Source organism: Haladaptatus salinisoli (assembly GCF_020614375.1).
GTDB classification, from domain to species: Archaea; Halobacteriota; Halobacteria; order Halobacteriales; family Haladaptataceae; genus Haladaptatus; species Haladaptatus salinisoli.
In genome coordinates this window covers 1,411,233-1,431,407 of record NZ_CP085327.1, presented here as the reverse complement: position 1 = coordinate 1,431,407, position 20,175 = coordinate 1,411,233, and the positions used below count along the sequence as shown (strand labels likewise).

Here is a 20,175-nt window from a genome sequence, read left to right as displayed (position 1 = left end):
GGTCCGGGAGTCGCGAGAAACGAGCTACTCGGAGTCGAACTCGACCGAGTCGGCCGACCGCTCTTCGTCGTCGAACGCCACCGACTTCCGCCGGTCCGCCCGGTCGTACAGCTCCCGGTACCGTTCGATCTTCCGGTAGAGCAGGTAACCGAAGAACCCGTCGTAGACGAACACGAACGCGATGTAGGCCATCACGGGCGTGACGGACGGGAAGAAGTACGAGACCACTCCGGGAACCAACCCGACCAGCGTGTTGTACGTCGCGTGGATGAACGCCGCGATGAGGAGCCCCTTTACGACGATGGGGCCCGCGTTCTCGCGGTTGAACTTCGCCAGCCCGAGGTAGTAGCCCGCGAACGCGGAGTAGATGACGTGGCCCGGTCCGGCGAACAGCCGGAAGACGGCGGTCTGGCCGGTCCGAAGGAACTGCTCGGTTCCCGCGGCGCTGAGGTACTCCTGGCTGATGTAGATGGCGTTCTCGATGGTCGCGAACCCCAGTCCGGCCATCGCGCCGTACACCGCGCCGTCGATGACCGCGTCGAACTTGTCGCTTCGATAGGCGTACAGGCGCACCGCCAGCCACTTCACGGTCTCCTCGATCGGGCCGACGACGAGGTAGAAAAAGAGCACCATCCCGACGACCGGAATCCCCGTGAAGAACGGCTGCAGGTACGAGTTGAACACCGCCGCGAATCCGGCGAACAGCACGCCGAGCAGGAACGTGACGACGAGGGTCGGCAGCGGTTCGGACATCGTCACGTCGGCGCGCCAGATGTAGATGGCGAAGGCGAACGCCGGGACGATGGAGAGGATGACGAACATCCCGACCCACGACTCGGTTATCGCCGCCAATCCCCCGAGCGCGAACTGCACGAGGAGGATCGCCAGCGCGAGTAAGACGACGAGTGCGCGCGCAGTCACCACGATGCCCCCGTAAAGCTTCGAGGAGAACCGGTCGAGGCGCGTTCGCCGCTCCCACGTCGAGACCCCGTAGAGATCGACCGAGTCGTCGGTTCCTTCCGCGACCGGGTCGCGTTTCTCGTCCATGGCGCGTATTCACGCGGACGGGGAGTAAAGCGTTCGGCGGCGGAGACCTAGTACACCTTATACGAATATATTTTACATATATTCATGTAGGGGTGGGTTTAATAGCGGCAATCGCCGAGTCGTGATACACGATGACTCCCACGAGCCCGAGCCGAGGAATCCTGTACTCGGCACCGCCGAAGAAAACGACACGAGACGAGAACGCGTCGGCCGAAGACGAATCCGCGGAATCGACCGACGAGGGACCGACGCCCGCGAAAACCGACGCGAACTGGACCGGCACCGTCCCCGCGGACGACTGACCCGGTCGCCGACGACCGACCTCGTCACGCTGAAAACCCCTCCGCGCCAAGCGAGGGGTATGCGAACTACCTTCCTTTCCGCGACGACCGCCGACCGCCGTTTTCTTGACGAGCGCCGCCATCGCGTCCAGCCATGAGCAGGGTTCGCGTTCGCGGCATCTACACCACGGCCCTCACCGCCCTGTTCGCCGAGGAGTTCGACGTGGTGCAGGCTTCGCCGCCCATCCGTCGCCGATTCGACCGCGAGTTCGAGACCGGGGAGTACGACGCGACGGTCGAGACGACCGACGACAGGCAGGGCGTCGGAATCTTCGGCGACCCGGGCGCGGTCGGAACGCTCGCCGAGCGACTGGCGGATATCGGCGTCGACACCTTCCGCTGGGGGGACGCCGCCGCCCGCGGCGCGCTCTTCGACGGCGTCGTCGACGAGACGCTCGGAAGCGGTGCCGTCGTGAACCTCGGGGACCGCGACGGCTTCCTCCCGTACGGGAAGGTCGACCGTCGAATCGACGAGGGCGACCGCGTGCGCGTACAGGTGCACGAACCCGCGCCGCCGTGGGCGCGCGACCGGCCCCTGCTCGGAACCGAGGTGCGTGTGTTCGGCGGCGTCGCCGGCCTCTCGAAAGGCGTTAGTCGCGTCGTCGCCGACGCCCCGGACGACGCCGGCAGGCGCGAACTCGCGCGGACGACCGAGATGCTCCGGACCGACGTCCCCGACGGGTGGGGCGTCCGCTGGGAGTACGCCGCGAGCGACGCGGACGTGAGCGAGATGGACGCCGCGCTCTCTCGGGCCGTCGAGCGCGCCGAAACCATCGACGCAGCGCTCGCGGACGAGGGAGGAGAGGAGAGCGACGCTCCGCGGACCCTCGCAGAACCCGAGGCGACGGCGTGGATCTGGTTCGGCAGGGAGTCCCGATTCGAACTGGACGGCCCGCGCGGGGACGTCACGACCACCATCCCCGGCCACCACCGAATCAAAGCCGCCGACTCGGCGGCGAGCGCGGCGGTCGATTTCGCGGAGGACCTCTACGACTCCGACGGGGAGTTTCCGATGGGCGCGACCCTCCGACAGTTCGGGCCGGAGGAGGGCGGCGAGGTGTTCGTCGACCACGGCAAGCCGGACGGGCGCTGTTTCTCGCTCGGAAAGGGGGAGGTGACCGAGTGCGATCCCGAGGAGGGGACGTACACCGTCCGCCGGGAGATGCGCGGGTCGGGCACCTACGACGCCCTCGGCACCGACCGCGAGTCGGGCGACGTCGCCATCACGAAGTTCCGCGAAGGACGGTGGTGGTACCCCACCGCCTACCGAGGGGAGGACGGCGAGTCGAAGGGAACCTACGTCAACGTCTGCACGCCGGTCGAGTTGTTTCCTCAATCCGTGCGCTACGTCGACCTGCACGTCGACGTCGTCAAGCGCCCGGACGGGAGCGTCGAGCGGGTGGACGACGACGAACTGGACGCGGCGGTGGAGGCGGACCACGTCTCCGAGGAACTGGCCGAGAAGGCCCGGAGCGTGGCGGCGAGCGTGGAGAGGGTGTTAGACAAGTAACTGCGACAAGGAAACCCGGTTTCGCCACGCGACCGCCGAAGGCTAGCACACCCGCCGCGAGTGAGGAACGGAGTGACGAACGAGCGGGCCAAGCGACGACCGCAGGGAGGAGCGCCGTGCTTTTGGTTCGGCTTTTCCAGGGAGCCAGCAGGAACGACAACCGCGTCGTTCCTGCCTGCGACCGTCGTAAAAGGTGGTTAGAAGTGCTCGTTCTCGTTCGAGGTGCCCATCTTTCCGCCCCGGCCGCCTTCGGAGCGGTCGATGCCCATCACGCTCTCCGGCTGGTCGACCTTCCACTCGCCGGTTCCGTCGTCCGGGACGCGAACCGTCACGTCGTCTATCTCGTCGAACTCCGTCAGGAGGTCGGCCTCGATGTTCTGGGACGTGACGGAGCTGATGGCGCAGCCGCTGCAGGTGCCGCCGAGTTCGATGACGACCTCGCCGTCCTCGGGGTCGGCCTTGCGAACCGCGCTCGTCCCGCCGTGCATCTGGATGATGGGCATCTGGGCGGAGAGCCAGCGTTCGACCCGCGATTTGAGGTCGTCCGCCGCGTCCGTGGATTTTGTCTCGGTCTCGGTCATTGGGTGGCCCTAGGTGCTGGAAGTATGGGAATGTTGGGGTTCGCCCGCGAGGCGGCGGGACGTCGCCGGTCGATCGGTCGATTCCGCGGGAGGGTCGGGGCGCTCCGCGCGACGGTTCGAACGCCCTAATCGTGGTGGGCGGAGTTGTCCTGCGGGTCGTACCCCAGCACCTCGCGCGCCCGCTCGATGGAGTAGTACTTCCGGTCGTTGTCGGAGATGCCGTAGACGATTTCGTAGCCGTACTCGGCCGCCAGACAGCGGTCAAACAGATGGGCGCAGTCGCGGTAGGAGAGCCACATCGCCTGCCCGCGCTCGTAGTCCTTCGGCGGGTGGCCCTCGGTGAGATTTCCGATTCTGACGCAGGCGACGCTGATGTCGAACTCGTCGTGGTAGTAGCGCCCGAGTATCTCGCCCGCCGCCTTGCTCACGCCGTAGAGGTTGCTGGGGCGGGGGAGTTCGCTGCCGTCGAGTCGAAACTCGTCGTGGTCCCGGTAGAGGTCGGGCGTTCGCTCCTCGGTTTCGTAAGCCCCGACCGCGTGGTTCGAGGAGGCGAAGACGAACCTCTCGACGCCCACGTCGGCGGCGACCTGCAGGATGGTGTGCGTCCCGTCGATGTTATTGCCGAGGACGCTGTTCCACGGCGCTTCCGGTCGCGGGTCGCCCGCGAGGTGGACGATGGCCCCCGCACCCTCCGCCGCCTCGCGAACCGCGTCGTAGTCGGTGATGTCCGCGACGAAAAACTCGTGAGACGGTTCTTCCGTCGGCGGTTCACGGTCGAGCAGTCGCCAGTCGTACTTCGAACCGAGGTCGCCGAGAATCGCCGACCCGACGCGGCCCTCGGAGCCCGTGAGCAGAACGGGGTCGTCCATTCAGTCGGCTAGAGGCACAAGGCCGATAAGAACCATGCGATTTCGAGGCGTTACGCCAGCGCGCGCCCGAGGACTTTCTCTCGGGCGAGCATGACGCCGGCGACGAGCGCGACGGTTCCCATGTAGATGAGCCACACCGCCAGCACGCTGTCGCCGGACGCGGCGCTTTGGATTCCGTCGTACTCTGCGAGCAGGCCGAGCGCGGTCAGCAGTCCCGACCCGAGGAGGTAGAACAGAAACGCGCCGGCTTCGAGGAGCGGTTCGTACATACCCCGTCTCCGAACGTGACACGCAAGAACGTTTCGCTGGCGTTCGACGAAAACGCTTTTCCTCGACAGCCGCGGAACTGCTTCTATGGGACGATACGGCGACCTCGACTATCCGAAACTCACGAAAACGGGCTTCCTCCTCGGCGTCTCGCTGCTCGCGCTCGGCGCGCTCGGCGAGTTCGTCGGCACCGCGCTGTACGGCTCGCTACCCGGCTGGGAGAACGCTCTCTTCACCGACCTCGAAATCCTCGGCATCCTGCTCGGACTGCTCTCCCCGTTCGTGTTCGGCATCGTCCTCCCGCTGACCGAGTGACGACGCCAGGCGTGAGAGAGAAAGTCGATTCGAGAAAATCGTTCGAGAAATTACGCGAGACGGGAGAACGCGAGGTTTCCGCGCACGCTCTCGATGAAGATGGTGACGACGTCTCCTTCCTGCGCCCCGGGGACGAAGATGGTGTACTTGCCGCGCTCCGCGACGCCGTCGCCCTTGCGCCCGGTACCGGTTATCTTGACCTCGTAGGTGCGCCCTTCCTCAACCGCGTTCTGCTGCTGCGTTCGGCTCGTCGAACTTCGCTTCGTCACCGGTCGAAACGCGCCGCAAGCGTCGCAGCGAAGCATGAGGTTGCGGTTCTCGCGCACGAGGCGGGTGTCCGGCAGGCCGCACTCGGAGCAGATGACGAACTCCTCTACGTACTCGTCCAGCGCCGTATCGAAGTCGGACGGCGAGAACGACCCGCTGTACCGCGCCTGTCCGGCCTCGTACTTCCCGCTCGTCCCCAGTTCGCGCTGGAGCGCGCTGTGGACGTGCTCGCCGTCGCGCGAGAGGGCATCAGCGATGTCGTCCAGATTCGTCAGTCGCGTGAACGAACCGTCCTTCTGTACCGCCGGGTCGGGAAAGCTGAATCGCTCGTCGCTGGTTTCGAGATCGGGAACCGCGTCCATTCCTCTGTCGAGGGCAGAATTGTAATCCATATGCACACGAGGTGATGGATACGTAAAGGTGCTCCGTGTCGCGCGTCACCACGAATTTAACCCCCGACCGCCTCACGGCGGGTATGGAACCCACCGCACGGGACGCCGCCTGTTTCGAGGCGGGAATCAAGTTCGGCGCGCTCTACCACCAGTTCGCCGGGACCCCCGTCAGCCCCGAGAGCGCGCCGAGTCTCGAACGCGCCGTCGAGGAGAGCATCGAAAACCAACCCTTCTGCGAGTCGGTCTCGGTTGACATCCTGACCGAGAAACTCGCGGCGGAAATCGACCACGGGTACACCGAGTTGACGGGTCGGTTCATGGAAGTGGAGATAGCCGTCGAGCGCGAGGGAACGGAAGTCGTCACGCGGATGGCGATGGAGGACGGCTACCCGCTGATGAAGATAGAGTCGGTTCGGGAGGACTGACGAGGGGGGCGCGGCGGATTACCACCGCAATCGAACCGGTTAGCGACCGCCGGGGGCGGTCGCCCATCCGAACTTCGCGGGGGATCGGCGCTCGTACCGCGAGCGGACTCGGCTCGGATCGAAAGAAGTGCCGGGGTTTCACCCCGGATTCCGCCACCGAGCGCGGCGAAAGGCGGGATTTCACTTTCAGTTTCGGGTCACCGTTTAAATGTATTCCCGCCGAATCGTCTCCCATGAGCCAATCGACGTTCGACGACGAACTGTTCGGCGAGGCGGCGAACGAGATGCGCGAGGATGTCGAAGAACACCTCGCCGCCGCCCGCGAGGAACTCCCGCCGGTCGACGCCGTCTGGGAAACCGACGCCGACAACACGCTGGGTGCCCTCAACGCGCTTCGCTCCGCGCTCGACATCGGCGACGCCGCGGAGCACCTCCACGACGCGAAGAAGTGGTACGCGATGGGCGAACGCGCCGACGCCTTCGAGGACGCGGACGACCTCGAAGCGGAGATAGAGACGCTCGATTCGGCCATCGACGACATCGAGGCCGCCCGCGAGCAGGTCGGCGAACTGGCGAGCACCATCCCTAGCCTGAAAGGCGCGCTCGAAGACCTGCACGCCGCGGACGAGGAGGACGACGCGGAGGACGCGGAGGACGCCGAGGAGGCCGAAGCGGACGGCGGCGAAGCGGAAGCGGACGCCGCGGACGACGACGGAGCGGAAGAGGTCGAAGCGGAGTAACCGCGAACCGACGGACGCGGGTGTTCAACGGTAGTCTGGGCGCTCCACGTCCCGCGCCGCCACCGCTTCGAGCAGTTTTACCAGCGATTGCGTCGCCAGTTCCAGCAGTTCTTCGCCCCGCTCCTCGTCTCCTTCTCGCGGGTCGCCGACCACGCCGTTCTCCGTGAACTCCGCGCTGTCGAACGCGAGGTTGGTGTACGACACCCAGTCGCCCCAGCCGTCGCTCGCGCCCTCGCGGGCCTCGTCGATTCGGTCTTCCCGGACGAGTTCCGGGCGGACGCGTCGCAGGAGCGCGGTTTCCAAGGCCCCCGCGTGGCCCATGTCGCTCCGGTGGTCGCCGACCGCCTCGAACCACGTGAACGGGACCGCGTAGGAGGCGTCGTGGCGCGTGATTCGCCCCGCCACTTCCCGGAGCGCGGCGACGTTGCCGCCGTGACCGTTGACGAGTACGACCCGGTCCCAGCCGTGGTGGGCGAGGCTGGCGACCGTCTCGCGGACGTACCGCCGGAAGGTCCCCTCCGAGACCCACAGCGTCCCCGCGAACTGGCGGTGCTCTTCGCTCACGCCGACCGCGACGGGCGGCGCGACTACCACGTCGCCGTCGTACGCCTCGGCGGCCGCGTCCGCGACCACCTCCGCGTTCAGTCGGTCGGTTCCGAGGGGAGCGTGCGGCCCGTGCTGTTCGGTGCTTCCGACGGGGAGGAGCGCGAGGTTCGTCTCCACCGCGTCCGCCTCGGTCCACGTCGCGTCAGCGAGGTGCATACGAACCACGTGCGCGGGCACCACCTTGTAGCCGACGGACCGACCCCTCCGGCGAACTAGCCAGAAGGTCTTACTCGGTCACGGCCTTCCCTTCCGACATGGCCGACGAAGACCGCGAAATGGGCGTGGAACTCGGCGAACTGGGCGACAAACTCGACAACCACGACTACCCCGCGAGCACGGACGAACTCGTCGAGGAGTACGGCGACTACGAGATCGAGTACGAGAACGGTTCCGAGACGCTCGAAGAGGTTCTCGGCCCGCTGAACGACACCTTCGAAGGTCCGGACGGCGCTCGACAGGCGATTCTGAACATGGTGGACAGCGGCGCGGTCGGTCGCCAGCGGTACTCCGACCGCGGCGCGGGGGCGGAACAGAGCGAGGGCCAAGACCCCGACCAAGAATCCTTCTGAGGAGGGAAACGGACCGTTTCCCTCGGTACCGACCGATTACGGCGGCGGTACGCCGCCGTTAACTCCGTTCGTTCGGTCGAACGGAGTTGAACGGACGACTGCCTTATTCCTCGCTGTCGGCAACCACCGACGTACCCGATGAGAGGTGAGTACAGACGTGCAGGTCACTTCCGCGGCCTGCCGACGTTATGACGGGTGAACCGCCCACAGCGGAGACGGTTTCGACGCTGCTCGAAGACCGCGAACTGGTCGTCGTCTCGAACCGCCAACCGTACAGCCACGAGTACGACGGAAACGACATCGCCGTGCAACGTCCCGCGGGCGGGCTCACGTCAGCGCTCGACCCGATCGTCCAGTCCGCCGGCGGAACGTGGGTGGCGTGGGCGAGCGGCGACGCCGACGACGAGGTGACCGACGAGCGCGGACGGGTCGGCGTCCCGCCGGAGTCGCCCGCCTACGACCTGCGGCGCGTCGGGCTCTCCGACGAACAGGTCGACGGCTACTACTACGGCTACAGCAACCAGGTGCTCTGGCCCATCTGCCACGTCGACCCGGCGAAGATGAACACCGACCCCGACTTCTGGAAGCAGTACCGGTCGGCGAACCGCGCGTTCGCCGACGCCGTCGTCGAGGAGACTGACGACGAGTCGCTGGTCTGGTTCCAGGATTACCACCTCGCGCTGGCCCCGCGCATGGTGCGCGAGGAGCGGGACGCGTTCTGCATGCAGTTCTGGCACATCCCGTGGCCCTCGTGGGACGCCTTCCAGACGTGCCCGCAGTACGAGGAACTGCTCGACGGGCTGCTGGCGAACGACCTGCTCGGCTTCCACACCCACCGCTACTGCCAGAACTTTCTCGACTGTGCGGCGATGATACCCGATACGATGGTCGACCGCGCGACCCGGAGCGTCGTCTACGACGGGCGGCGAACGTTCGTCCGCTCGTTCCCGCTCGGCATCGACGCCGACCGCCGGCGGGAACTCGCCGATTCGGAGGACGCGACCGCGTTCTGGCGCGAGTTCCGCGAGCGTCACGACCTCGGCGAGACGCTCGCGGTCGGCGTCGAGCGTCTCGACTACACCAAAGGCATCCCCGAGCGACTGGCGGCGCTGGAGGAGTTCTGGGAGACGCGCCCGGAGTGGCGCGAACGCTTCACCTACGTCCAGAAGGCGAGCGAAAGCCGGAGCCGGATTCCCGAGTACCGGGAGCTACAGGCGGAAGTCGAGGCCGAAATCGAGCGACTCAACGACCGCTTCGGAACCGACGAGTGGACGCCCGTCGTCTACCTGAACGAGTTCCTCCCGCCGGAGGGTCTCGCGGCGCTGTACCGCGAGGCCGACCTCGCCATCGTCAGCCCGCTCCGCGACGGGATGAACCTCGTCGTGAAGGAGTTCGTCGCGTCGCAGGTGGACGACCCCGGCGTGCTCGTGCTCAGCGAGTTGGCGGGCGCGAACGAGGAACTGGGCGACGAGGCGGTGTCGGTGCACCCGCGCGACACGCCGGGATTCGCGGACGCCATCGAACGCGCGCTCTCGCTCCCCGAATCCGAGCGAGCGCGCCGCGTGCGCGACCTCGAACGGGAGGTGCGCTCGAACGACGTGTACGCGTGGATGACCGCGCAGTTCAGAACGGTGGAGGCGATTCGGCGCGGACGCGACGTCGCCGCCAGATCGCAGCAACGAAAACGATACGAGCAATGACCAGTACCGAGACACCCGACCCCCTCGACGAACACCTCTACGCGCTGGTGAATCGACTGTTGAACGCCGACGGACTGCTAGCCATGTTCGATTTCGACGGGTCGCTCGCACCCATCGAGGACCGGCCCGAAGAGGCGACGCTCCCGCCGGAGACCCGAACCGCGCTCGAAGCCCTCCGCGACGCTCCCGACGTGCGCGTCGGTATCGTCAGCGGTCGCGGACGCGAAGACCTCCGAGACCGCGTCGGCATCGACGGCGTCTCGTACGCCGGTAACCACGGACTGGAACTGCACGCCGGCGACGAGCGACGCACCCACCCCGCCGCCGCGGACGCCAGGGACGACATCGAGGCCCTCTGCGACGAACTCGAAGCGCGACTCTCCGCCGTGGACGGCGCGTTCGTCGAAGACAAGGGCGTCACCGCGTCGGTGCACTTCCGACTCGTCGACGACGACGAGATCCCCGCGGTCGAGCGGACGGTTCGGGAGGCGGCGCGAGGGTCGGACGACGTTCGCGTCACGGCGGGCAAGCGAGTGCTGGAACTGCGTCCCGACGTGGACTGGCACAAGGGGCGGGCGATTCGCTGGCTGTACGACCACCACGTCCCCGACGACGAGACGTGGCTTCCGCTCTACGTCGGCGACGACCGAACCGACGAGGACGCGTTCGACGTGCTACCGGAGTCGGGGCTCGCCCTGAAAGTCGGGCACGAACCGCCGACCATCGCGGGCTACCGCGTCGCCGACCCGACCGCGGTCCGTTCGATCATCGAGTGGTTGGCGGAGTACGGCGTCGCGTTCCTCGGGACGGAGTCGGAGGAACGCCCCGTAGCACCCCTCTGAGAAACTCCGCGCTACCGGTTCGAAACCCGGATGCGCGGCGGCGAACGGACTGAACGGTCGCGTCCGTTTATCCCCCGCTTTCGAGTACCGTGCTGGCGAGAGCCAATGGCAACCGACGACACCGACCGAGCGCGCGACGACTCGACGGACGACTCCGCCGCGGACGACGCTGACGTCGCCTCAGTCGTCGGCGTCCGTCCGCGCGGTTCTGCGGGTTGCGCGTTCGACGAACTCCTCCGGAAGTTCGTCGATTTCGCCGGCTTGCACGCCCCAGAGGTGGGCGTAGAGGCCGCCGTCTTCGAGGAGTTCGTGGTGCGGTCCGCGCTCCACTATCTTTCCGTCTTCGAGGACGACGATTTTGTCCGCGTCCTTGATGGTCGAGAGGCGGTGGGCGATGGCGAACGTCGTGCGGTCCTCGGTGAGGCGGTCGAGACTGCGCTGGATGAGCATCTCCGTCTCGGTGTCGACGTCGCTGGTCGCTTCGTCGAGGATGAGAATCTCCGGGTCTTTGAGGATGGCGCGCGCGATGGAGACGCGCTGGCGCTGGCCGCCCGAGAGCTTCACCCCGCGCTCGCCGACCTTCGTCTCGTAGCCCTCGGGCAGGTTCGTGATGAACTCGTGGGCCTCGGCCGCCTTCGCGGCCTCCTCTATTTCCCTGTCCGTGGCGTCGAACGTCCCGTACTCGATGTTCTCCTTCACCGTCCCGTAGAAGAGGAAGGTGTTCTGGCTGACGTAGCCGACGGCCTGTCGGATGCTCGGCAGGCTCACGTCGCGGAGGTCGGTGCCGTCGATGCGGATGGCGCCCTCGTCCACGTCGTACATCCGGAGGAGGAGTTTGAGGACGGTGGATTTGCCCGCGCCGGTCGGGCCGACCAGCGCGAGCGTGTCGCCGCCCTCGACCTCGAACGAGATATCCTCGACGATGGTCTCCTCGTCGTAGCCGAACGTCACGTCGTCGTAGACGACCTCGCCCTCGCCGACCGCGAGGTCCTCCGCGTCGGGTTCCTCCCTGATTCGGCTCGGCTCGTCCATCAGGCCGAAGATGCGGGCGCTGGAGGCGTAGGCGCGCTGGTACATGTTGATGATGGACCCGAACTGCGCCATCGGCCAGATGAATCGCTGGGTGAGGAGCATGAACGTGACGAACTCCCCGGTTTTGAGTTTGCCGGTGAAGAACCACGGACCCCGACCATTGAACACCCACAGACCGCCGACGATGAACGTCAGGGCGAATCCGAGGCCCGACAGAATCTGGAGCGACGGGAAGAACTTGATGCGCGTGATGATGGCGTCCCAGTTCGCGCCGAAGTACTCGTTCGACACGTCGTCCACGCGGTCGGACTCGAAGGACTCCGTGTTGCTCGTCTTGATGACTTGAATGCCGCCCAGGTTGTTCTCCAGCCGGGAGTTCACCTTCCCGACCGACGAGCGCACGTCGGCGTACTTCGGCTGGATGATTTGGACGAACTTGTAGGTGAACAGCGCGATGAGCGGCACCGGCACGAGCGCGACGAGGGCGAGTTGCCAATTGATGGTGATGAGGATGGTCGCGATGGCGACGACCATCACGCCCAGACGGAACGCGGAGTTCATCCCGTCGTTGAGGAACCGTTCGAGGCGGTTCACGTCGTTCGAGAGGATGGACATCATTTCCCCGGTCTGTTTGTCCGAAAAGAACTCCATGTCCAATCGCTGCATCTTGTCGTACGTGTCGGTGCGAATCGAGTGCTGGATGTTCTGGGCGAACGAGTTCCACCCCCAGTTTCGACTCCAGTGAAACGCCGCGCCGAAACCGAACGCGAGGGCGATGACGACGACGGAGAACCAAAACTGGCCGCTCTGGGCGGAGGGAACGAACCCGGCCACCGCGCTCGCGGAGACGAGCGGGAGTTGGTCACCGAGGGCTTCCGCGTAGGGAATTTCACCCTTGAAAAGCGAGTCGATAGCGACGCCGAGAATGATGGGCGGGAGGAGATTAAGCACCCGAGCGAAGATACTCGACACGACCCCGACGACGAAGGCGAATCGGTTCTCGCCCCCGTATTCGAGGAACAGCCGTCGCATGGGATTCTCGGCGTTCTCCCGTTGTTCCTCGAACGGGTCGTCTTCGTCTGCGCGTATGCTCATTATTCTCACTCAAGGGACACGGGATTGATAAGAGTTTCCTACGAACCGAAACACGGCTTCACAGAAAAAATTCACTCGCTCCGGCACGCCGCGGAAGCGCACTTCAGAGCTCTCGGCTCTCGATTTCGGGGTCGATACCCGCCTCGGCCAAATCCTGTCGCACGCGGTCGCGCAGGGGCGCGGGGACCGTGTTGCGCCCGACCGGGACGGCCACCTCCCCGTCGCCTTTGACCTTCCAGTAGAGCACGCACCGGCTGGGATGGTAGTACTCGATGCTGTAGCGGTCGTCCGCGCCGCGGTAGTGGACCCGGGCGGCGAACTCGTCCGCCTTCCAGCCGTCTTGCTCGCCGAGCGCGGAGAGCGAGTCGTCCATACCCGCGGATTGCTAGCAGGGGTGGTAGTCGTTTCGAAACCGAGAAAGTAACAGTTATTCCTGCGGAGTGATTTTCCCCGGACGCGGGTTCGTGGTCTAGTTGGTTATGACGCGGCCCTTACAAGGCCGAGATCGGTGGTTCGAATCCGCCCGAACCCATCGGATTTTGCGAGGAACGAACGTGACGAGTAAATTCGTTCGTGAGGGCGATCGAATTAGACAAGTCGCACGCCCACGCAGTCGAACGAAGTGAGGCGAGTAGGAACGTCTTGGCGTGGTTCGAATCCGCCCGAAACCACTTCTGACGGCGCAACTCGACGAGCGCAGCGAGGAGCCAGCGCCGTCGAATGGTTTTTCGAGGATTCGAAGCAGGGAGTGGCGCGGGGCAGAACGACCGAGGTTCGAATCCGCCCGAACCCACTGAATTTTCGCCTCTCTTCGCCGACGAACTCACGACTCGCCGACGGTGAACAACCGCTGGTAGCCGAGGCTCGCCAGCAGGGCGAGGAAGGGAAGCGGGTAGAGCCAGTACGCCCGGTAGGCGCGAACGAACAGCGGAACCGTCATCGAGAGCGCGAGCAGCGTCGTCGTCACCACCAGCGGCGCGTTCGACGACGGAATCAGTCGCTCGCGACCGCGGTCGGTCAGCGCCAGTTGCACGGCGATCGCCGCGGGCACGAGCAGGATGAGGTGTTTCATTCCTTCCCGGTAGAGGGCACTCAGCCACCTGTCCGTGTCTCCGACGAGCGACGGAACGACCGGGTTGGTCGCGTACTTCCCCGCGACTCCGACCGTCCAGTAGACGGCCCCGTAGAACGACTGTGAACCCCAGACCACGTAGACGAACGCGAACGTCGCGGCGACCACGCTCGAACCGCCGAGTGCGAACGCGGTCGTCCACCGAACCCCCGACCGACGGTCGAGTTCGCGGACGCGGTCGTACACGAGCGCCGGGATGGCGAAGACCGCGTGCTGGGAGAAGAGGGCCGCAACCGCGACGGCGGCCCCGCGACCCGTCGGGTTTCGAACGTACCACGAGAGCAGTATTCCAGCCACCGCGAACGAGCGCACGTTCACCACGATACCCCCGGCGGCGGGGACGCTCACCAGGAATAGTAGGCTCGCGACCAATCCGACGTGGGAGGCGCCTCGCCGCGCGCAGATTCGCCAGAGGAGGATGGCAGAGAGCGCGTTCGCGAGGCCGACCAGGAGGAAGAACACCAGCAGATACCGTCCCGTGGCGGCGACGGCGACGTTGAGAAGTTCGAACAACGGCGGCTTGTTATCGACCGCCGGTCGAACGTAGATCGGCTGTCCGGCGAGCACCGCCTCCGCGAGCGGACGCCAACAGCACCGCACGTCAACGTGCGGTTGCTGGGTGCCGGCCAGAATTCGGACGTATCGATCTGCGGTCCCGTAGATTCCGACGAGGAGAAACACGGGGACGGCGAGGGTCGAGAACGTGAATGTTTCACGCTCGAACGGTAATTTATACATTGTGAACGGGTACGACGAGCTCTCTGACGGGTTCTCTCCGGTTCAGCGGTACACCGGCGGTTTCGAGGGCTTGAGTACCGTTTCGAACTCGGGACCTGGGTAAATACTTTGTCTTGACGAAGACAGTGATTTAATCGACGGCGCGAATTCATTTTGACACCAGAGGACCGACGCTCTAATCCGAGTCCGTCGGAGTGTCGACGCCCAATTCGGGGAAGCGAGCGACCGTCGACGTTTCGAACCGGACGTTCGCCCCGCCCGTCGGTTCGTCGGCGATTTCTCGGACCGCTCGGTTTCCGTTCCGTTCGGGAGAAGTATGCGAAACCGTCCCGGGTTTTTATAGCCATCTGTCTCGACCACTTTCGAGGGAAGAACAATGAGTAGCGAAAACGAACTTCAACCCAGCGATGAAGTCGACGAGCGCCAACTCGAACTCGCACGCAACGCGGGCGACGTGTACTTGGAAGCGGCCGAGTACATGATTACGGAGGTCGCCGAGACGGGGGACAAAACCGAAGCCGGCGACTACATCGTCGGCTTCGCTCAGGAAGAAGCCGAGGGGATGTATCGGATGCGCGACGGCCAGTTCGAGTGGGAGGAACCCGCGGAGAACGAGAACTGCCACCTCGAAGTGCTGGTCGCCAGCGTCGACGACGGCCGATTCCTCCCCGGGGTGTCCGTCCGGGCGACGCTCGAGGACGGCGAAGGGAACACGGTCGGACCGGAGCGAATCCCGTTCGTCTGGCATCCCGGTCTCTATCACTACGGTCGGAACCTCGAACTTCCGGACGAGGGGACGTACACCATCACTATCGAGGTCGAACCCCCCGAGTTCCCGCGCCACGACCAGAAGAACGGCGACCGATACACCGAACCGGTCGAAGTGACCTTCGAGGACGTCCATATCGAGACGGGGCGCGAGTAGGCGGGTCGCACCCCCTCGACGGAATCGGACGTCGGCGTCGACTCGTGCGGCGGTGTAGAACCGAACGTCGGCGTCGAATTCAGATCCGGCGTCGTCGGTCGCCCCTCGGCGTCGACGGTGTCGCCTTCACGGCTGACGATAGGCGGGTTGCCGGCGAAACGTCGCGGCTCTCAGAACGGTGCTTCGAAGGGCGGGATACGCTCGACCCGGGCGGAGTCGGTCGTCGCTACGCCTGTCGTACGAGTTCGACGCCGACGTCAGACCATATCCACGCGTCTTCGTTCTCCGGGTCGTACAGTTCGACGCCGCCGTCGATCTCGCGTTCCAGGCAGTCGCCACGTTGCTCTGTGTTCTCTTGCACCATCGGGTACGTCCGGAGGGCGGGACCGTGTTGAAATAAGCTTTGTCCCTCTGCGGCTTTTCGCCGCTTTCCGTACCGCCGAGGGCACCGTGGCGGGTGAAACTTGCGTTAGTCCGTCGACCGCTCTCGCGCGGGTGCTGGCGGACTGAGCTCGATACCCACGTCGTCCGGCGTCAGTCGCTCCGGCAACGCCTCGTCCCGCTCGCCCGTTATGTCGGCGAGAATCTCCTTCAGGTAGGCGTTGAACAACTCGGGGTGTTCGCTCATCGGGAAGTGACCGATTTCGGCCATCTCGACGGCGACCGCACCGTCGCCGACGCCTTCGGCCGTTTCCCGCCCGTCTTCGGGCGTGGTGAGGTAGTCGTACTCCCCGTTGACGACGTACAGCGGGCACTCGTCGGCTTTGACCCGGTCCAGCTTATCCCGGTAGTCGTGGTCGACCGAGTAGTAGTACAGGTCGCCCTTGAACACGCCCGTCGCGCCCTGCTCGTAGAGGTACATCGTCTCTCGACGCGTTCCTTCCGGACTCTGCGGTGCCATCAGTCCCCAGCAGGAGTAGGCGTTCACCTCCGTGGTGTTGACGTGCGGGTGGTCGAGCCAGTCGATGTAGAAGCCCGGACTGTGTGCGCCGCACTCCAACCCGACGAGCGCGCGGAATCGATCCGGGTACCAGTCGGCCAGTTCGAGCGCGATGTTCCCGCCCATCGACGATCCCATGTAAATCGGCTCCTCGAGTTCGAGCGCGTCGGCGAGCGCGACGAGCGTTTCGGTGAACCGCTCCGCGGTCATCTTGTAGTCCTCCTCCCACCACGGTTGGGTGGTCGGCGGCACCGACTTCCCGTGGAACGGGAGGTCGTGGGCGATGACGCGGAAGTTCTCCGTTATCTCCTCGTCGGCGAGGAGGTGTCGCCACTCCTGACAGTTGTTGCCCGCCGTGTGCTGGCACAGCAGCGGGATGCCGTCCTCGGGGCCGTTCTCTTCGAAGTAGATTCGGTGGTCCACCCCGCCCACCTCCGCGTGAACGTACTTGCCCGTGATGGGCTCGACGGTTCCGGGTTCGACCACGTTAGCTCCCCCCGTCGTTGTGCGCGACGCGCATCAGGTCGAGCGCGCGCTGGAACGGTCGCAGGTTCTGGAAGATTCGCTTGTTGTCCCCCGTCATCTTGAGGTGACCCTCCTCGTTCCTGACCGCGGTGCGGTAGTGCGAGGCGATTATCTCGTGGTTGAACGGCGGCGGCGTCTCCTGAACGAACTCCTCCCACGCCTCGCGGTCGCCTTCGACGCCGAACGCCCAGCGGTCGTTCAGCGTCGGGTTCGGAACCACCTCCCGCACTTTCCCGCCGTCCATCTCGACGAGAAACCGGTCGTCGCCGATTTCGACGTAGAAGTTATCGTCGAACTTGTCGTGCCCCCGGACCTCCATCTCGCGGTCGTCGTTCACTATCTCTTTGTAACGCTCCCACCACTCGTGGCTGGCGAGGCCTGTGTCGTTCATCGTTCCCCCCCGACGAACGCGCGACGCCGACCGTGATAAAAAATAGCATAATCAATCGGGGGTGTCGGCGTCGAAAGGAGCGCCGGGTCGAACTACTCGCGGTCGTCCAGCGCCGCCCCGCAGTCGGGACACTCGTCGTCCACCGTCGTCACCTGCGCGTCGCACTCGGGGCAGAAGTCCAGGTAGCAGGCCGGGTCTCCCATGAGAGGGGATACCACGACGACCGGTAAATGGCTTGCGTCCGGCGGCAGTCGGGGCGTGCGCGTCGCCCGGCCGCCCGCGCGCCGTCCGGCGCATTTCGAAATCCTTTTTTGTCCCATGCGCTTCCTACCGAGTGCGCCGCCTTAGCTCAGACTGGGAGAGCACTCGACTGAAGATCGAGCTGTCCCCGGTTCAAATCCGGGAGGCGGCATCCTGTTTCAATACGATTCATAGTTGAATACAACCGCGCCGTCGTGCGATGAACAATTCTTTCGCTTTCGCCGGTTCGATGGGTTCTAACTCGGACATGGCTTGTTGCTCAAGAATCGCCCGAGTTGACTGAGCGGTCGCGACCCAGCACGTCAAATCCGGGAGATGGCATTTTCCTGCGACCGAAGGGAGCAGCGAAAGTGCTCCCGACAGTGATTCAAACGAGACCGGAAATGCTCGCTTCGCTGCGCGTTTCCGGGCGTAGTTCGTAATCCGGGAGGCGACACCCCATCGATTTTAGCCGCTGAGTTTCCGCTTGAAAAACTAAATCGAACGCAGGTTCTCCGACGGTACCCACCCGGTCTCGCCGGTCGGCTTCTCACACCACTCCCAACCGGCGACGGTGACGTGAGACGCGAGCGTGTCACCGAGTTCGACGGTGAGTTCTCTCGCCACGTAATCCTCGAGACCGATCCACCGCCCATCTCGTCGCTCGACGTACGCGTCCGGTATCCATCCCTCTCGTCCGGTCGTGTCGATGCACCACAGCCAACCCTCCCACTTCGTCGCGCGTTCTTCGATTGTCAGTTCATCCCCTTCGCTCACGCGGATCGGTTCCGGATACGCCGATTCGTACGCTTCGGCGACTCGACGGCGATTCATCTGTGTCGGTGGTTTTCGTTGGCCCTCGCGAAAAATATACGGTATCCGATGGTTCTGGTAGCGGTCGAAGTGCCTGCGGACTCAGATGCGGCCGAAGACGGAGAATCGGCGTAAAGTTCACTGGTTCGAGCCTAAGGGGGAGTACGTAGAAATTCGGGGATGTCGATTCGACCGCAGCGCAAAGTGAACCGTCGCGTCCCGTGATGAACGAAGATTCATTCACGCCGCCGATTCGCTCAAACTTTTTTAGCTTGCATGTCGTACCGATACCCATGGAGATAGACCGCGCCCGCGACGAACTGAAGGTGACCGGCGACTTCGACGAGTCGGCCGCAAAAGCACACCCGACGATCGTTCGCATGATGCAGGACGTGTTGGAACACGGCGAGGTGCACGCGAAGTGGGCCGACTCTGACGAGTACGTGGAAGTCCGGCAGGGAACCGCGACGTTCGACTTCGAGGGCGAGGTCATCCTCATCGACGACGGCATCACGACGCACACGTTCGCGATGGCGCAGGTCGTCAACTGGGAGAAGCCGATGAACGTCTTCGAAAGCGAAGCGTGAGCGCCGTCCGCGCGTCGGTCGCGGACGATCCGTCGACCGACGCGCCGGGCGTTCGCAGAGATTTTTACCGCTACAGCACGGCTGAGCTCGGGGAGCCCGAACGGCGGAACTATTCGACAAGGCGTCACTCGAACGACGGATCGAGCGCGGTGAACGCGGCGAGCGGATCGCTCACCAAACCTATCCCTCTCGCGCTCGTACCCTCGATGGGAGGAAACACGATGACCGATCAGAACTCGGAGTCCCACGACGAAGAGGAGAACGACGAGCGAGACGAGGATACTCAGTACGGTGCGGGAACCGAAAAGGCCGACGCCGAAGAACAGACGGAACTCCGCGAGGGGGAGGCGGACTCCCCCGAGGAAGACGACGAGGACGAAGACGAGGACGGGTAGCCCCTCCGGAAGCGTCCCGACGGCGCACGCGCTCGTCGGTGAGACGCTTTCGTAGGACGCGGAGAGCGTCGCCCACCGATTCGTCCTCCATTTCGGTCGGTGGGCGACGAACACTCGTAAACGATTTTCGTCGCCGAGCGCGTCGCCCGACACCGCTAACTGACGCGACGAGAGACGACGGTACATGGGAGAACGCGACGCTATCGCGGAGCTATCCGACGACGAACGCGCGGCCGTCGAAGAGGTCGAGCGGGCGCTCGAAACGTTTCACCGCGCCCACGGCGCGCTCATCGAGTTCCACCACTCGGTCGGCCGCGCGATGGAGCACGTCGACGAGGCCGAATCGCGCCTGCGAGGCGATCACGACGAACTCGCCGACCGCCTCGAAGAGGAAATCCTTCCGGCCGGCGTCACCGCCGACGGGAAGTTGACGTACCAACTCGTCGCCGAATTCGAGGACGGACTTCTCGCGGAGGTCGAATCGGTCGCCGACTCGACGCTCGAAGAACTCGCCGACGGCGGGCGCTATCCGATAGAGCGCTCCGAGCGGGACGACTCGAGCGAGTGACGAGCGACCGTCGACTCGCGCCCGGTGGACTTTTTCGGCCGTGCCGGCGGTCGCTACCCGTGACCCGCGTGTCAACGTCCGTCTCGGAAGCCTTATGCGTGCCCCGCTATTTTGTTTAGAAGCAATGGCGAAAGGAAAAGTTGATTTCTTCAACGACACTGGCGGTTACGGCTTTATCGACACCGAGGACGCGGACGAGGACGTTTTCTTCCACATGGAGGACGTTGGCGGCGAAGATCTCGAAGAGGGGCAGGAGATCGAGTTCGACATCGAGCAGGCACCGAAAGGTCCGCGCGCGACGAACGTCACCCGCCTGTAAGTAG

Annotated in this window: 27 protein-coding genes and 2 tRNA genes; 15 read left to right on the top strand and 14 right to left on the bottom strand. The window is 64.9% G+C overall.

Annotation, left to right across the window (positions count from 1 at the left end; all coding sequences use genetic code 11):
• Positions 1–24 precede the first annotated feature (24 nt).
• Entirely contained in the window at positions 25–1,047 is a 1,023-nt protein-coding gene (locus tag LIX00_RS07830; protein ID WP_227355643.1) for a PrsW family intramembrane metalloprotease, read from the bottom strand.
• 131 nt (positions 1,048–1,178) lie between these two features.
• Here LIX00_RS07830 and LIX00_RS07825 point away from each other — a divergent pair, with 131 nt between their 5' ends.
• Both LIX00_RS07825 and LIX00_RS07820 read left to right on the top strand, forming a co-directional pair.
• Positions 1,179–1,349, top strand: coding sequence for a hypothetical protein (locus LIX00_RS07825; RefSeq protein ID WP_227355642.1), 171 nt, complete (start codon positions 1,179–1,181; stop codon positions 1,347–1,349).
• Positions 1,350–1,482: 133 nt separating this feature from the next.
• Complete coding sequence (locus LIX00_RS07820) at positions 1,483–2,898, top strand: ribonuclease FAU-1 family protein (RefSeq protein WP_227355641.1); 1,416 nt, start codon at positions 1,483–1,485, stop codon at positions 2,896–2,898.
• Between the two features lie 197 nt (positions 2,899–3,095).
• Here the strand turns inward: LIX00_RS07820 and LIX00_RS07815 are convergent, their stop codons facing one another.
• The 3 genes from LIX00_RS07815 to LIX00_RS07805 form a co-directional block, all read right to left on the bottom strand.
• On the bottom strand, positions 3,096–3,479 hold the full coding sequence (locus LIX00_RS07815) for a NifU family protein (RefSeq protein ID WP_227355640.1): 384 nt from the start codon (positions 3,477–3,479) through the stop codon (positions 3,096–3,098).
• Between the two features lie 125 nt (positions 3,480–3,604).
• Complete coding sequence (gene azf / locus LIX00_RS07810; RefSeq protein WP_227355639.1) at positions 3,605–4,348, bottom strand: NAD-dependent glucose-6-phosphate dehydrogenase Azf; 744 nt, start codon at positions 4,346–4,348, stop codon at positions 3,605–3,607.
• Between the two features lie 50 nt (positions 4,349–4,398).
• Positions 4,399–4,617 carry a DUF8151 family protein gene (locus LIX00_RS07805; protein ID WP_227355638.1) on the bottom strand — a complete coding sequence of 73 codons (219 nt, stop codon included), beginning with the start codon at positions 4,615–4,617 and terminating at the stop codon, positions 4,399–4,401.
• Between the two features lie 85 nt (positions 4,618–4,702).
• Here LIX00_RS07805 and LIX00_RS07800 point away from each other — a divergent pair, with 85 nt between their 5' ends.
• The gene (locus tag LIX00_RS07800; RefSeq protein WP_227355637.1) at positions 4,703–4,930 is read left to right on the top strand and encodes a DUF7860 family protein; all 228 of its coding nucleotides are present in this window, start codon (positions 4,703–4,705) and stop codon (positions 4,928–4,930) included.
• 50 nt (positions 4,931–4,980) lie between these two features.
• On the opposite strand, the gene LIX00_RS07795 is transcribed toward LIX00_RS07800, so the two are convergent.
• Positions 4,981–5,589, bottom strand: a complete 609-nt coding sequence (locus LIX00_RS07795) for a translation initiation factor IF-2 subunit beta (protein WP_227355636.1) — start codon at positions 5,587–5,589, stop codon at positions 4,981–4,983.
• 83 nt (positions 5,590–5,672) lie between these two features.
• Here LIX00_RS07795 and LIX00_RS07790 point away from each other — a divergent pair, with 83 nt between their 5' ends.
• On the top strand, positions 5,673–6,014 hold the full coding sequence (locus LIX00_RS07790) for a dihydroneopterin aldolase family protein (RefSeq protein WP_227355635.1): 342 nt from the start codon (positions 5,673–5,675) through the stop codon (positions 6,012–6,014).
• 233 nt (positions 6,015–6,247) lie between these two features.
• Positions 6,248–6,754, top strand: coding sequence for a DUF5790 family protein (locus tag LIX00_RS07785; protein WP_227355634.1), 507 nt, complete (start codon positions 6,248–6,250; stop codon positions 6,752–6,754).
• Positions 6,755–6,778: 24 nt separating this feature from the next.
• Here the strand turns inward: LIX00_RS07785 and LIX00_RS07780 are convergent, their stop codons facing one another.
• Positions 6,779–7,516 carry a creatininase family protein gene (locus LIX00_RS07780; protein ID WP_227355633.1) on the bottom strand — a complete coding sequence of 246 codons (738 nt, stop codon included), beginning with the start codon at positions 7,514–7,516 and terminating at the stop codon, positions 6,779–6,781.
• Between the two features lie 98 nt (positions 7,517–7,614).
• On the opposite strand from LIX00_RS07780, the gene LIX00_RS07775 reads away from it, so the two are divergent.
• The 3 genes from LIX00_RS07775 (at position 7,615) to otsB (ending at position 10,471) form a co-directional block, all read left to right on the top strand.
• The gene (locus tag LIX00_RS07775; RefSeq protein WP_227355632.1) at positions 7,615–7,929 is read left to right on the top strand and encodes a DUF5789 family protein; all 315 of its coding nucleotides are present in this window, start codon (positions 7,615–7,617) and stop codon (positions 7,927–7,929) included.
• Between the two features lie 188 nt (positions 7,930–8,117).
• Entirely contained in the window at positions 8,118–9,629 is a 1,512-nt protein-coding gene (locus tag LIX00_RS07770; RefSeq protein WP_227355631.1) for an alpha,alpha-trehalose-phosphate synthase (UDP-forming), read from the top strand.
• Positions 9,626–10,471 carry a trehalose-phosphatase gene (otsB, locus tag LIX00_RS07765; RefSeq protein ID WP_227355630.1) on the top strand — a complete coding sequence of 282 codons (846 nt, stop codon included), beginning with the start codon at positions 9,626–9,628 and terminating at the stop codon, positions 10,469–10,471. The genes LIX00_RS07770 and otsB overlap by 4 nt, the downstream gene beginning before the upstream one ends.
• A 180-nt stretch (positions 10,472–10,651) precedes the next feature.
• On the opposite strand, the gene LIX00_RS07760 is transcribed toward otsB, so the two are convergent.
• On the bottom strand, positions 10,652–12,598 hold the full coding sequence (locus LIX00_RS07760) for an ABC transporter ATP-binding protein (RefSeq protein ID WP_227355629.1): 1,947 nt from the start codon (positions 12,596–12,598) through the stop codon (positions 10,652–10,654).
• Between the two features lie 103 nt (positions 12,599–12,701).
• Positions 12,702–12,971, bottom strand: coding sequence for a DUF7538 family protein (locus LIX00_RS07755; RefSeq protein WP_227355628.1), 270 nt, complete (start codon positions 12,969–12,971; stop codon positions 12,702–12,704).
• 85 nt (positions 12,972–13,056) lie between these two features.
• Between LIX00_RS07755 and LIX00_RS07750 the strand changes: the two genes are divergently transcribed.
• A tRNA-Val gene (locus LIX00_RS07750) sits at positions 13,057–13,130 on the top strand.
• A gap of 291 nt (positions 13,131–13,421) precedes the next feature.
• Here the strand turns inward: LIX00_RS07750 and LIX00_RS07745 are convergent.
• Positions 13,422–14,468 (bottom strand): hypothetical protein, encoded by a 1,047-nt coding sequence (locus tag LIX00_RS07745; RefSeq protein WP_227355627.1) that lies wholly within the window; start codon positions 14,466–14,468, stop codon positions 13,422–13,424.
• Positions 14,469–14,844: 376 nt separating this feature from the next.
• Here LIX00_RS07745 and LIX00_RS07740 point away from each other — a divergent pair, with 376 nt between their 5' ends.
• Positions 14,845–15,393, top strand: coding sequence for an iron transporter (locus LIX00_RS07740; protein WP_227355626.1), 549 nt, complete (start codon positions 14,845–14,847; stop codon positions 15,391–15,393).
• Positions 15,394–15,619: 226 nt separating this feature from the next.
• Here the strand turns inward: LIX00_RS07740 and LIX00_RS07735 are convergent, their stop codons facing one another.
• From LIX00_RS07735 to LIX00_RS26270, 4 genes are all read right to left on the bottom strand, one after another.
• Positions 15,620–15,757: a DUF7331 family protein gene (locus LIX00_RS07735; protein ID WP_227355625.1), complete on the bottom strand. Its 138-nt coding sequence runs from the start codon at positions 15,755–15,757 to the stop codon at positions 15,620–15,622.
• 105 nt (positions 15,758–15,862) lie between these two features.
• A complete protein-coding gene (locus tag LIX00_RS07730) occupies positions 15,863–16,819 on the bottom strand; it encodes an alpha/beta fold hydrolase (protein WP_227355624.1) in 957 nt (318 codons plus the stop codon).
• Position 16,820: 1 nt separating this feature from the next.
• Positions 16,821–17,249: a hypothetical protein gene (locus LIX00_RS07725; RefSeq protein WP_227355623.1), complete on the bottom strand. Its 429-nt coding sequence runs from the start codon at positions 17,247–17,249 to the stop codon at positions 16,821–16,823.
• Positions 17,250–17,341: 92 nt separating this feature from the next.
• On the bottom strand, positions 17,342–17,452 hold the full coding sequence (locus LIX00_RS26270; RefSeq protein WP_438267066.1) for a zinc-ribbon domain-containing protein: 111 nt from the start codon (positions 17,450–17,452) through the stop codon (positions 17,342–17,344).
• 135 nt (positions 17,453–17,587) lie between these two features.
• On the opposite strand from LIX00_RS26270, the gene LIX00_RS07720 reads away from it, so the two are divergent.
• A tRNA-Phe gene (locus LIX00_RS07720) sits at positions 17,588–17,661 on the top strand.
• 323 nt (positions 17,662–17,984) lie between these two features.
• Here LIX00_RS07720 and LIX00_RS07715 read toward each other — a convergent pair.
• Positions 17,985–18,323, bottom strand: a complete 339-nt coding sequence (locus LIX00_RS07715; protein WP_227355622.1) for an SH3 domain-containing protein — start codon at positions 18,321–18,323, stop codon at positions 17,985–17,987.
• Between the two features lie 272 nt (positions 18,324–18,595).
• Between LIX00_RS07715 and LIX00_RS07710 the strand changes: the two genes are divergently transcribed.
• The 4 genes from LIX00_RS07710 to LIX00_RS07695 all read left to right on the top strand — a co-directional run bounded on the left by LIX00_RS07710 (position 18,596) and on the right by LIX00_RS07695 (position 20,171).
• On the top strand, positions 18,596–18,889 hold the full coding sequence (locus LIX00_RS07710) for a hypothetical protein (protein ID WP_227355621.1): 294 nt from the start codon (positions 18,596–18,598) through the stop codon (positions 18,887–18,889).
• A 221-nt stretch (positions 18,890–19,110) separates the two neighbouring features.
• On the top strand, positions 19,111–19,284 hold the full coding sequence (locus LIX00_RS07705; protein ID WP_227355620.1) for a hypothetical protein: 174 nt from the start codon (positions 19,111–19,113) through the stop codon (positions 19,282–19,284).
• A gap of 184 nt (positions 19,285–19,468) precedes the next feature.
• Positions 19,469–19,852 (top strand): hypothetical protein, encoded by a 384-nt coding sequence (locus LIX00_RS07700; protein WP_227355619.1) that lies wholly within the window; start codon positions 19,469–19,471, stop codon positions 19,850–19,852.
• A gap of 124 nt (positions 19,853–19,976) precedes the next feature.
• A complete protein-coding gene (locus LIX00_RS07695) occupies positions 19,977–20,171 on the top strand; it encodes a cold-shock protein (protein ID WP_227355618.1) in 195 nt (64 codons plus the stop codon).
• Positions 20,172–20,175 lie beyond the last annotated feature (4 nt).

Coding starts and splice junctions, on each gene's coding strand:
- LIX00_RS07830 (WP_227355643.1), bottom strand. CDS start 1,047: ATGGACGAGAAACGCGACCCGGTCGCGGAAGGAACCGACGACTCGGTC.
- LIX00_RS07825 (WP_227355642.1), top strand. CDS start 1,179: ATGACTCCCACGAGCCCGAGCCGAGGAATCCTGTACTCGGCACCGCCG.
- LIX00_RS07820 (WP_227355641.1), top strand. CDS start 1,483: ATGAGCAGGGTTCGCGTTCGCGGCATCTACACCACGGCCCTCACCGCC.
- LIX00_RS07815 (WP_227355640.1), bottom strand. CDS start 3,479: ATGACCGAGACCGAGACAAAATCCACGGACGCGGCGGACGACCTCAAA.
- azf (WP_227355639.1), bottom strand. CDS start 4,348: ATGGACGACCCCGTTCTGCTCACGGGCTCCGAGGGCCGCGTCGGGTCG.
- LIX00_RS07805 (WP_227355638.1), bottom strand. CDS start 4,617: ATGTACGAACCGCTCCTCGAAGCCGGCGCGTTTCTGTTCTACCTCCTC.
- LIX00_RS07800 (WP_227355637.1), top strand. CDS start 4,703: ATGGGACGATACGGCGACCTCGACTATCCGAAACTCACGAAAACGGGC.
- LIX00_RS07795 (WP_227355636.1), bottom strand. CDS start 5,589: ATGGATTACAATTCTGCCCTCGACAGAGGAATGGACGCGGTTCCCGAT.
- LIX00_RS07790 (WP_227355635.1), top strand. CDS start 5,673: ATGGAACCCACCGCACGGGACGCCGCCTGTTTCGAGGCGGGAATCAAG.
- LIX00_RS07785 (WP_227355634.1), top strand. CDS start 6,248: ATGAGCCAATCGACGTTCGACGACGAACTGTTCGGCGAGGCGGCGAAC.
- LIX00_RS07780 (WP_227355633.1), bottom strand. CDS start 7,516: ATGCACCTCGCTGACGCGACGTGGACCGAGGCGGACGCGGTGGAGACG.
- LIX00_RS07775 (WP_227355632.1), top strand. CDS start 7,615: ATGGCCGACGAAGACCGCGAAATGGGCGTGGAACTCGGCGAACTGGGC.
- LIX00_RS07770 (WP_227355631.1), top strand. CDS start 8,118: ATGACGGGTGAACCGCCCACAGCGGAGACGGTTTCGACGCTGCTCGAA.
- otsB (WP_227355630.1), top strand. CDS start 9,626: ATGACCAGTACCGAGACACCCGACCCCCTCGACGAACACCTCTACGCG.
- LIX00_RS07760 (WP_227355629.1), bottom strand. CDS start 12,598: ATGAGCATACGCGCAGACGAAGACGACCCGTTCGAGGAACAACGGGAG.
- LIX00_RS07755 (WP_227355628.1), bottom strand. CDS start 12,971: ATGGACGACTCGCTCTCCGCGCTCGGCGAGCAAGACGGCTGGAAGGCG.
- LIX00_RS07745 (WP_227355627.1), bottom strand. CDS start 14,468: ATGTATAAATTACCGTTCGAGCGTGAAACATTCACGTTCTCGACCCTC.
- LIX00_RS07740 (WP_227355626.1), top strand. CDS start 14,845: ATGAGTAGCGAAAACGAACTTCAACCCAGCGATGAAGTCGACGAGCGC.
- LIX00_RS07735 (WP_227355625.1), bottom strand. CDS start 15,757: ATGGTGCAAGAGAACACAGAGCAACGTGGCGACTGCCTGGAACGCGAG.
- LIX00_RS07725 (WP_227355623.1), bottom strand. CDS start 17,249: ATGAACGACACAGGCCTCGCCAGCCACGAGTGGTGGGAGCGTTACAAA.
- LIX00_RS26270 (WP_438267066.1), bottom strand. CDS start 17,452: ATGGGAGACCCGGCCTGCTACCTGGACTTCTGCCCCGAGTGCGACGCG.
- LIX00_RS07715 (WP_227355622.1), bottom strand. CDS start 18,323: ATGAATCGCCGTCGAGTCGCCGAAGCGTACGAATCGGCGTATCCGGAA.
- LIX00_RS07710 (WP_227355621.1), top strand. CDS start 18,596: ATGGAGATAGACCGCGCCCGCGACGAACTGAAGGTGACCGGCGACTTC.
- LIX00_RS07705 (WP_227355620.1), top strand. CDS start 19,111: ATGACCGATCAGAACTCGGAGTCCCACGACGAAGAGGAGAACGACGAG.
- LIX00_RS07700 (WP_227355619.1), top strand. CDS start 19,469: ATGGGAGAACGCGACGCTATCGCGGAGCTATCCGACGACGAACGCGCG.
- LIX00_RS07695 (WP_227355618.1), top strand. CDS start 19,977: ATGGCGAAAGGAAAAGTTGATTTCTTCAACGACACTGGCGGTTACGGC.